Source organism: Paractinoplanes deccanensis, from assembly GCF_016862115.1.
Classification (GTDB): Bacteria; Actinomycetota; Actinomycetes; order Mycobacteriales; family Micromonosporaceae; genus Actinoplanes; species Actinoplanes deccanensis.
In genome coordinates, this window is the sequence record NZ_BOMI01000191.1 from 22,863 (window position 1) to 32,636 (window position 9,774).

General features: G+C 72.8%; 9 protein-coding genes. All 9 read right to left on the reverse strand.

Features of this window, described 5'->3' with window-relative positions; translation table 11 throughout:
• Positions 1 to 31: 31 nt before the first annotated feature.
• Genes Ade02nite_RS45375 through Ade02nite_RS45415 form a run of 9 tightly spaced genes read right to left on the reverse strand, consistent with a single transcriptional unit; the run spans position 32 to position 9,774 of the window.
• Complete coding sequence (locus Ade02nite_RS45375) at positions 32 to 1,192, reverse strand: cytochrome P450 (RefSeq protein ID WP_203777642.1); 1,161 nt, start codon at positions 1,190 to 1,192, stop codon at positions 32 to 34.
• 25 nt (positions 1,193 to 1,217) lie between these two features.
• Positions 1,218 to 2,264 (reverse strand): SAM-dependent methyltransferase, encoded by a 1,047-nt coding sequence (locus tag Ade02nite_RS45380; protein WP_203777643.1) that lies wholly within the window; start codon positions 2,262 to 2,264, stop codon positions 1,218 to 1,220.
• Entirely contained in the window at positions 2,254 to 3,450 is a 1,197-nt protein-coding gene (locus Ade02nite_RS45385; protein ID WP_239169535.1) for a pyridoxal phosphate-dependent aminotransferase, read from the reverse strand. Before Ade02nite_RS45385 ends, Ade02nite_RS45380 begins: the two co-directional genes overlap by 11 nt.
• Positions 3,434 to 4,462: an isocitrate/isopropylmalate dehydrogenase family protein gene (locus Ade02nite_RS45390; RefSeq protein ID WP_203777644.1), complete on the reverse strand. Its 1,029-nt coding sequence runs from the start codon at positions 4,460 to 4,462 to the stop codon at positions 3,434 to 3,436. Before Ade02nite_RS45390 ends, Ade02nite_RS45385 begins: the two co-directional genes overlap by 17 nt.
• Before the next feature lie 5 nt (positions 4,463 to 4,467).
• A complete protein-coding gene (gene leuD, locus Ade02nite_RS45395) occupies positions 4,468 to 5,070 on the reverse strand; it encodes a 3-isopropylmalate dehydratase small subunit (RefSeq protein ID WP_203777645.1) in 603 nt (200 codons plus the stop codon).
• Positions 5,071 to 5,098: 28 nt separating this feature from the next.
• Positions 5,099 to 6,499: a 3-isopropylmalate dehydratase large subunit gene (leuC, locus tag Ade02nite_RS45400; protein WP_203777646.1), complete on the reverse strand. Its 1,401-nt coding sequence runs from the start codon at positions 6,497 to 6,499 to the stop codon at positions 5,099 to 5,101.
• Entirely contained in the window at positions 6,496 to 7,668 is a 1,173-nt protein-coding gene (locus tag Ade02nite_RS45405) for a LeuA family protein (RefSeq protein ID WP_203777647.1), read from the reverse strand. Before Ade02nite_RS45405 ends, leuC begins: the two co-directional genes overlap by 4 nt.
• 5 nt (positions 7,669 to 7,673) lie before the next feature.
• Entirely contained in the window at positions 7,674 to 8,480 is an 807-nt protein-coding gene (locus Ade02nite_RS45410) for an SAM-dependent methyltransferase (protein ID WP_203777648.1), read from the reverse strand.
• Between the two features lie 22 nt (positions 8,481 to 8,502).
• Positions 8,503 to 9,774 carry a lysine N(6)-hydroxylase/L-ornithine N(5)-oxygenase family protein gene (locus Ade02nite_RS45415; protein WP_203777649.1) on the reverse strand — a complete coding sequence of 424 codons (1,272 nt, stop codon included), beginning with the start codon at positions 9,772 to 9,774 and terminating at the stop codon, positions 8,503 to 8,505.

The window sequence follows — 9,774 nt, forward strand, 5'->3', positions numbered from 1 at the left end:
GACGAGCCCCGGGCACGGCCGGACGAGGCGCCTATCCGACGAGCAGAGGGAGCTTCTTGGGCCCGTTCATGGTCGGGTCGGGGTGCGGCCGCATCGGGCGGTCCGGATCGAGCCGGATCCGGTCGAAGCGGCGCAGCAGCACGCCGAGCGCCGCCTGCGCCTCCAGCCTGGCCAGCGGCGCGCCGAAACAGAAATGGATGCCCTTGCTGAAGGCCAGATGCGGGTTCGGCGAGCGCTCCGGGTCGAACTCGTCGGGCCGCTCGAACTGCCGCTCGTCGTGGTTGGCCGACAGCACCGAGCACACCACGATCTGGCCCGGCTCCATGGCCACGCCGCGCAGCTCGGTGGCCTTCTTCGTCACCCGCGGCACGATGCCCACGGGACTGCGGTAGCGCAGCACCTCCTCCAGCGCGGTGGGGATGACCTCCGGCCGCCGGCGCACCAGCTCCTCGGCCCCCGGGTTCTCCGCCAGGCACAGGATCGCGTTGCCGAGCCACAGGGTGACCGTGACGTGCCCGGCCAGCAGCAGCACGGTGGCGAATCCGGCGATCTCGCGGTCGGTGAGCCGCACGCCGTCGACCTCGGCCGTCACCAGGTCGCTGAGCAGGCCGGGCTCGGGCTTGGCGCGGCGCCGGACGGCCAGGTCGAGCAGGTAGTCGTGGAACGACTTGGACGCGTTCACCGCCGACTCGTTGTTCGGGTCGAACGCGCCACCGGCGTACAGGGCATCGGCCCAGTCCTTGAACTGCGGCCGGTCCCGCTCGGGCACACCCAGCAACTCGGTGATCACCGTGAGCGGCAGCGGGTAGGCGAAGTCGTCCACGAGCTCGAGCCGGCCCGGGTCGGGAGCGCGGTCGAGCAGATCCCCGGCCAGCTGCTCGATCCGGTCCTTGAGCCGCGCCACCGACCGCGGCGTGAACGCCTGGCTGACCAGGCGCCGCAGCTGGTGGTGCCGGGGCGGGTCGAGCGTGCCGATGTGCCCCTCCATGAGCTGGACCTGATCGGGATAGACGGAGCCGAAGTCCGATGAGAACGTCTCCGGGTCGTGGAGCACGCTCACCGCGTCGTCGTACCGGAAGACCTGGTAAACGCCGCTGGCCGGGTCGCGGACCACCGGGCTGTTGTCGCGCATCGTCCGGCACAAATCGAGCATCTCGAGTCCCGGCCGCACCGCTGGCGCTTCTGCCGACATGATCAAAACCTCCAAGGTGTACGGGTCAGCCGGCCACGATCTCGTAGTAGGCGAACCGGAACGCGGTGTTCGGAGCGGAGAGGATGCGCCGGCAGGTGAGCCCGGCCGCCTCGATGACCTTCAGCCAGCCGTCGCGCGGCCGGGGGAAGCCCTGCTCGGTGAGGACGTGCACCAGGTAGAAGTCGGCGTCCGAGCCGTCGACGTACAGCTCCGGCTCGCACAGCAGCATGCCCCGGTCCGGCCCGGCGCGAAGCATGTCCGCGTACCGGCGCAGCAGGTCGACGACCGCGTCCTCGCCGTCGCGGAAGTGCTCGTGCAGCGCGCCGACCGCCACGTACAGGTCGGCCGTCTCGGCGACCTCCGCCGGCCACGACTGCGGTTTGAACGCGTCGCCGACCACGAACGAGAGACGGTCGGCCACCCCCTCGTCGTGGGCGCGGCGGGTGGCGTACCCGATGGCGTCCTCGGCGATGTCGAGGCCGAAACCACGCAGGCCGGGCTCCGAGCGCACCAGGTCGAGCAGCAGGCCGCCGGTGCCGCACCCGAGGTCGAGCACGCCACGCGCGCCGCGGTCGCGCACCACGTCCCGGACGATGCTGCCGCCGAAGCTGCGGAACAGGACCTCGCACCGCAGGCCCAGCTGCTCGGTGTCACGGTGGACGTCGATGCCGTACGTGCGGCTGCCGTCGACGAGGCCGGCGATGTTGTGCAGCACCGGCCCGTACGCGTCGACGTAGTAGCCGATCAGCGACTCGGCCACCTCGTTGAACAGCCCCTCGCCGCGCTCGGTGAGACGCCAGCGATCGCCGTCGGACTCGGCCACCTCGCGCAGCTCCAGATAGCGCAGGACCTGGCCGGTCTTCTCGGTCCGCGCGGGGTCGACGGCCAGCCGGTCCAGGGGCGTGAAGTCCCGCGACATCCGGCCGGCCACGCCGGAGCGGGCGAGACCCACGATCGCCGTGCACAGCACGTAGGACGACGCGAGCTCGCCGGCGCCGGCCCGCGCGACCCCCTTCCAGGTGCTCTGCACCTCGTCGTCGAGAACCTTCTCGGACTTGTCGTCAACGGTCATGGTGTCCTCCGCTCAGGAATTTCCGCATCCGGTCCAGGGCCTCCTCCGTACGGCCCCCGTCCCGGACGAACGTCATGCGCACCCACCGCCGGCCGCCGGCCGGGTCGGTGAAGAAGCTGGTGCCCGGGGCCACCAGCACACCGGCCGAGCGCACCAGCTCCTCGGCCAGCAGGTCGCTGGGCCGGCCGAGGGTGTCCACCGCGGCCAGCACGAACCAGCCGCCCTCGGGCCGGGCCACGGTGAGGCCGAGCTCCGCCAGCCGGTCCACGAGGTGGTCGCGGCGCCGCTGGAAGGACGCCGAGTCGTCGGCCAGACTCGCCACGTCGACGGCGGCCGCGCCCACCTGCAGCGGGCCGGGCGCGCCGACCGTGGTGCGCTCGTGCACCCGCCGCACCGCCGCGGTGAGCGCCGGCGACGCGAGGCAGTAGCCGAGCCGCCAGCCGGACATCTGCAGCGACTTCGACAGGCTGCCGACGACGATCGCGTGCTCGCCGGCGCCGGGCCGGCCCAGCGGCGACACGTGCCGGCGGCCGTCGTAGACGTACCCCTCGTACACCTCGTCGGTGATCAGCACGAGGCCGTGCCGGGCGCAGAGCTCGAGCAGGCCGGCCACCTCGTCCTCGTCGAAGGCGCGGCCGGTCGGGTTGTGCGGGGTGTTGAGCAGCACGGCGCGGGTGCGCGGGGTCAGCGCGGCGCGCACGGCCGCCAGGTCGAGGCGCCAGCCGGGCCCGTCCAGCGGCACCGGGCGCGCGACGGCACCGGCCAGCTCGATCATGCCGGGATAGTTCTCGTAGAAGGGCTCGAACAGCACGACCTCGTCGCCGGGGTCGGTGACCGCCAGCAGCGCGTTCAGCACCCCCTCGGTCGCACCGCAGGTGATGGTCACCTCGGTCGCCGGGTCGACGCTCACGCCGCGGTGGCGCCGGGCCAGCTCGGCGATCGTCTCGCGCAGGGCGAGGAGGCCCTCCGGGGGCGCGTACTGGTTGCGGCCGCCGGTGAGGGCCCCGGTGGCCGCCCGTACGGCCTCGGCGGGCGGCTCTCCCGGCGGGATGCCGAGGGCGATGTCGATGGCGCCGATCTCGGCGGCGAGCCGCATCAGCCCGGCCAGCCGCATCGACCCGATGCCGGAGACCCGGCGCGAGAGGCGGGCGCCGGCGCGCGGCGGATGCTCAAGCGAGGAGGTCACGGATCGCCTCCCCCGCCGCCCGGGTGCCGAGCGAGCCGCCGATGTCGGCCGTGCACCGCCCGTCGGCCACCGCGCGATCGGTCGCGGCGCGCACGGCCGCGGCCTCGTCCCGATGCCCGAGCCGGTCGAGCAGCAGCGCCGCGGACAGCACGGCGCCGATCGGGTTGGCGGTGTCCGTGCCGGCGATGTCCGGCGCGCTGCCGTGCACCGGCTCGTAGAGGCCGAACCCGGTGCCGGGGTTCAGGTTCACCGAGGCGGCCGTGCCCAGGCCCCCGGCCAGCTCGGCCGCGAGATCGCTGAGAATGTCGCCGTAGGAGTTGTTGGTCACGATCACCTCGAACTGGGTCGGGTCCTGCACCAGCCGCATCGCCGCGACGTCGACGTACAGGTGGGTGGTCTCCAGGTCCGGGCGCTCGGCGCACGCCGCGCGCCACAGGCGCTGCCAGACCCGTCCGCCGTTGGGCACGGCGTTCGACTTGTCGACCATGCACACCGCCCGCGACGCGGCCGACATCGCGTAATCGATGACCCGCCGCACGCCGAGGTGGGTGGTGACCTCGGTGTCGATGGCGACCTCGGCCTCGGTCCGCGACCGCAGCGCGCCGCCGATGTCGGCGTACAGGCCCTCGGTGTTCTCCCGCACGATGGCGCAGTCGATCTCCCGGCGGCCGGCCCGGCGCAGCGGGCTGAGCCGGGCGTCCAGCAGGCGCACCGGCCGGTAGTTGACATAGAGGTCCAGCTCGAAACGCAGGCGCAGGAGAACGTCGCGGGCATACCGGGTGCCCGCCGCGCGCGGGTCGCCGACCGCGCCGAGCAGGGTGCCCGCGCTGCCGGTGATCCGCTTGAGGTCGACCTCGGAGAGCGCCACGCCGGTCTCCAGGAAGGTGCCCGCGTTGACGTGGTCGAGGACGTCGAGCTCCAGCCCCAGGCCGAAGGCGCCGAGCACCAGCAGGGCCTGCTCGGTCACCTCCGGCCCGATGCCGTCGCCGGGGATCACGGTGATCCGGGTCATCGCCCTCACCCGGCCCGGGCCGCGCCGAAGACCGGCAGCCAGTGCGGCCGGCCGCGCTCGTACGCGGCGATGCGGTCGCCGTCGGCCAAGGTCACCGCGATGTCGTCCTGCCCGTCGAGCAGCAGCCGGCGGGCCCGCGGATCGACCTCGAACGCCTGCCGGCCGCCGTCCCAGCGCACCTCGCACGCCACCAGGTCCACGGTGACCAGGAACCCCGGATCGCGGTCGGCCGCGTCCAGCAGGCCGGACACGACCGCGTCCGGCAGCTGCACGGCGAGCAGCCCGTTCTTCAGCGCGTTGCGCCGGAAGATGTCGCCGAAGCTCGGCGCCAGCACCGCGGCGATGCCCCAGTCCCGCAGGGCCCAGACGGCGTGCTCGCGGGAGCTGCCGGTGGCGAAGTTCGGCCCGGCGACGAGCACCGAGCCGCCGGCGCGGGCCGGGTCGTTGAGCACGAAGTCGTCCGCCTCCCGCCAGCGGGCGAACAGCCCGTCCGCGTACCCGGTCTTGGTGAGCCGGCGGCAGAAGCGGCTCGGGATGATCTGGTCGGTGTCCACGTCGCTGCGGCGCAGCGGCAGGACCCGCCCGGTGTGGTCGGTCAGCGGTTCCACGCGCGTGCCTCTCGCTTCCAGTCGTCGTTCAGCTCAGGTCCGCGGGCGCGGCGAGACGCCCGGCGACCGCGGTGGCCGCCGCCACGGCGGGCGACACCAGGTGGGTGCGCGCGGTGTCGCCCTGCCGGCCCTCGTAGTTGCGGTTGGAGGTGGACGCGCAGCGCCGCGGCCCGCTGAGCCGGTCGGCGTTCATGCCCAGGCACATCGAGCACCCGGACAGCCGCCACTCCGCGCCGGCCGCCCGGAAGACCTCGTGCAGGCCCTCCCGCTCGGCCTGGTCGCGCACCTGCATCGAGCCGGGCACGACGAGCATGCGCACCGACGGCGCCAGCACCCGCCCGCGCAGCACCGCGGCCGCCGCCCGCAGATCCTCGATGCGCCCGTTGGTGCAGGAGCCGAGGAAGACGGTGTCGACCTCGATGTCGCGCATCCGGGTGCCGGGCTCCAGGGCCATGTACTCCAGGGCTCGGCGGGCGGCGGCCCGCTCGGCGGCGTCGGTGAACCGCGCCGGGTCCGGCACCGCCTGGCTGAGCGGAACCGCCTGACCGGGGTTGGTGCCCCAGGTGACGACCGGGCTGAGCGCGCCGACCTCGAGCGTCACCGTGCGGTCGAAGACGGCGCCGGGATCGGTGTGCAGCGTCGACCAGTGCGCCAGCGCCTCGTCCCAGTCCGTTCCGGCCGGCCGCCGGGGGCGGGTGGCGAGGTACTCGAAGGTGACCTCGTCCGGCGCCACCATGCCGGCCCGCGCCCCGGCCTCGATGCTGAGGTTGCACAGGGTCATCCGGCTCTCCATGGACAGACCGCGGATCGCCGCGCCGCGGTACTCCAGGACGTGGCCGCGCGCGCCGTTCGCCCCGATCTCGGCCAGCAGCGCCAGCATGAGGTCCTTGGCGGTCACGTCCGGCGGCAGCGTGCCGGTGAACTCCACGGCCATCGTGCGCGGCCGCGGCATCGGGAGCGTCTGCGTCGCCAGCACGTGCTCGACGTCGCTGGTGCCGACGCCGAACGCGAGAGCGCCGAACGCGCCGTGCGTCGAGGTGTGGCTGTCGCCGCAGACCACCGTCATGCCCGGCTGGATCGCGCCCAGCTCCGGCCCGACCACGTGCACGATGCCCTGCCGCGCGTCGCCGTGCGGGAAGAGCTCGATGCCGTGCTCGGCGCAGTTGCCGCGCAACCGCGCGACCTGCTCGACGCTGATCGGATCGGTGATCGACAGGCTGTCGGTGGGCACGTTGTGGTCCTCGACGGCCAGCGTGAGATCGGGCCGCCGCACCTTGCGGCCGGCCAGGCGCAGGCCGTCGAAGGCCTGCGCCGAGGTCGCCTCGTGCACCAGGTGGGCATCGACGTAGAGCAGGTCGGGGCCGTCGGAGCCGGACGGGATGCGGTGGGCGTCCCAGATCTTCTCGACCAGCGTGCGCGGTTCGCTCACGCCCGCGCTCGCAGGGTCGCGGCCAGCCGCTCGCGCACCACGTTCAGCTCGTCGGCCCGGCCGTCCGGGCGCTCGGAGACATATTCGAGGTACAGCCGGTCGACCACCTTCTCGTCGACCGGCTCGCCGAGGTCCTCGAGCAGGTAGCGGATGATCGCGCGGCCGGAGTGCCGGCCGACCAGCAGCGAGCGCTCCCGATCGAACCGGTACGGGTTGATGAACTCGTACGTCGCCGGGTTCTTGAGGATGCCGTCCTGGTGGATGCCGGCCTCGGTGGCGAACGCGTTGTCCCCGAAGATCGCCTTGTTGCGCGGCGCCGGCATGCCGATCGTCTCGGAGAGCATCTGGAACGTGCGGTAGAGGTGCTCCAGCCGGACGCTCGTGGTGGCGCCGAAGCACTCGCCCTTGTAGGCCAGCGCGGCCGCCAGCTCCTCGACCGGCGTGTTGCCGGCCCGCTCCCCGATGCCGGCCAGCGTGGCCTGCACCTCGTCGGCGCCCGCCTCGATGCCGGCCAGGGCGTTGGCCAGCGACAGCCCGAGGTCGTCGTGGCAGTGCGTGGAGAGCTTGACGTCGTCCGGCAGCAGCGATCGCACCATGGCGCACAGGTCGCCGTACTCCTGCGGGGTGGCGCAGCCGGTGGTGTCGGCCAGGATGACCGTCGTGACACCGGCCGACAGCGCCTCGGTCACCAGCGCCTCGATCAGGTCCTTCTCGCCGCGGCTGGCGTCCTCCACCCCGTACGAGACGTCCTGCGCGCCCATCTCGTGCGCGAACCGGATCGCCTCGCCGGTCTCGCGCACCGCCTCGGCCCGGGAGATGCCCCGCTTGTACCGCAGGTGCAGATCGCTGCCGGTGCCGCAGATCTGCACCTGGTGGTTGGGGCCGGTGCCGCCCGCCTCGATGGAGAGCTTGACGTCGGCGATGGACGTGCGGTTGAAGGTGGCGAACCGCGCGGTGGTGAGCGCCGCGGCGATGAGCCGGGTGGCCTCGAAGTCCACAGGGGACGATCCGGGGTAGCCGGCCTCGATGATGTCGGCGCCGTAGTCCTCGATGGCCAGCGCCAGCCGCACCTTCTGCTCGGCCGTCATGGCGTTGCCGGGAGCCTGCTCGCCGTCGCGCAGCGTCGCGTCGAACAGCGAGATGCGCCGCGGTGACGTCGCTTCGTTCATGATGTTCAGCCCTTCCGGGCGGCGACGATCAGCACGCAGCCCAGCTCGCCCGTCATCTGGCCGACCATGCTCTCGGCCGCTTCCGCCTGCTCGGGTGTGAAGTTGAGGATCTTCGCCAACTCGTCGCGGTTGTCGTAGGTGATGTCGGTCATCATCGAGAAGGAGGGCGCCACGTTCGCCGAGATGTCCTCGAGCTCGACGACCTCGAGGCCGGCCTCGGCCAGCAGGGCCGGATATCCGTCGAGCCGGGGCAGCGCGCCCGGCTGGCCGGCGCGGTCGCGGGCCTCGTCCGCACTGATCTCCTCGCGGTCGAACAGGTCGGTGAGGACCACCCGGCCGCCCGGCCTCACCACCCGGCCCGCCTCCTTCAGGGCACGGGCACGGTCCATGTGCACGATGGACTCGAACGCCAGCACCGCGTCGAACGAGGCGTCCGGGAACGGCGTGGCCATGCCGTCGGCGACCTGGAACCGCACCCGGTCGGCCAGCCCCTCGGCCGCCGCCCGCTCGCCGGCCACCCCGATCTGGTACGGGCTGATCGTGATGCCGACGACGTCGGCGCCGGTCGCCCGGGCCACCCGGACCGCCGGCTTGCCCAGCCCGCAGCCCACGTCGAGGACCCGCTGCCCGGCGCCGACGCCGAGCTTGGGGATCAGCAGGTCGGTGAAGCGGTCGGTCGCCTCGGACACCGACGCCTTGTCGTCCGGGCCGAGCCAGTACGCGAAGTGGAAGTTGTCGTCCCACACCCGGCGCAGCAGCGGGCCGACCATCTCGTAGTAGTCCATCGCCGGGAAGGCTTCCTGGGTTTCCATGGTTCTCCTTCGATCGGTGTGATCACTGAGGGGTGGTGCCGGTCAGGGACTCGACGATGTGACCGGCCCGCTGCGCGGTGGTCGACAGCAGGCTCGACGAGATGCCGTGCGTGTGTTCCGTGCCGCCCTGCAGGTAGATGCCGCAGGCGAGCTTGTCCGAGGTGCGCAGGCGGTAGTCGCGGCCGACCTGGACCATGCCGTCGTCGTCCAGCTCGACGAACTCCATGAGCTCGCCGAGCAACGGCCGCGGGTCCAGCGGGCGATACCCGGTGGCGAACACGACGACGTCGCTGCGCAGGTCGGTGTGCTCCCCGGTGGGCAGATACTCGACGTCGACCGAGACCGCGCCGCCGCTCTCGCGGACCCGCCGCACCCGCGAGACGTTGACGATCCGCAGCCGGTCCCGCCCGCGCACGCGCTCCTGGTATTGGCGGCGGTAGAGCTCACGGATCAGGTCGAGGTCGACGACCGAGTAGTTGGTGTTGGCGTGGTAGGCCATCAGCGACTCGCGCACCGGCGCAGCGGCCAGGTAGTAGTCGTCGACCGCGGCGGCGTCGAAGATCCGGTTGGTGAACGGGCTGTCGTCGGCGACGCTGTAGCCGTACCGGGGGAACACGGCGTGGACGGTCGCCTCCGGGAAGCGCGACATCAGGTCGTTGGTGATCTCCGCGGCGCTCTGCCCGGACCCGACCACGGTGAAGCTGCCGGCCGCCTCCGGCGGCAGCCCGGCCAGCCGGTGCAGGTAGTCCGCGCTGTGCCAGACCCGGCCGGAGGCCCGCACGCCGTCCGGCAACCGGGGTTGCAGGCCGGTCGCGAGCACCACGTTGCGCGCCCGGCACACGTACGGCTCGCGGTGCGCGCCGTCGCGCACCACCAGCTCCAGCAGGTCCACCACGCCGTCGCCGGAGAGCGGGCGGATCGCCAGCACCTCGCTGTCGTAGCGGACCACGCCGGCGACCCGCTCGGCCGCCCACTGCAGGTAGTCGTGGAACTCCACGCGGGAGGGCACGAGCGTCTGGTGGTTGATGAAGTCGGCGAGCCGGCCGCGGTCGTGCAGGTAGGCCAGGAAGCTGAACGAGCTGACCGGGTTGCGCAGCAGCACCAGGTCCTTGAGGAACGAGATCTGCATGGTCGCGTCGTCGAGCAGCATGCCGCGGTGCCACCCAAACGACGGCTGCCGCTCGAAGAAGACCGCCTCCGTCCCGGCCGGGCGGCATTCGCGCAGCGCGATCGCGAGCGCCAGGTTGGACGGCCCGAAGCCGACCCCGGCGACCTCCACAATGTCTTCTGTCAC

Coding starts and splice junctions, on each gene's coding strand:
- Ade02nite_RS45375 (WP_203777642.1), bottom strand. CDS start 1,192: ATGTCGGCAGAAGCGCCAGCGGTGCGGCCGGGACTCGAGATGCTCGAT.
- Ade02nite_RS45380 (WP_203777643.1), bottom strand. CDS start 2,264: ATGACCGTTGACGACAAGTCCGAGAAGGTTCTCGACGACGAGGTGCAG.
- Ade02nite_RS45390 (WP_203777644.1), bottom strand. CDS start 4,462: ATGACCCGGATCACCGTGATCCCCGGCGACGGCATCGGGCCGGAGGTG.
- Ade02nite_RS45405 (WP_203777647.1), bottom strand. CDS start 7,668: ATGAACGAAGCGACGTCACCGCGGCGCATCTCGCTGTTCGACGCGACG.
- Ade02nite_RS45410 (WP_203777648.1), bottom strand. CDS start 8,480: ATGGAAACCCAGGAAGCCTTCCCGGCGATGGACTACTACGAGATGGTC.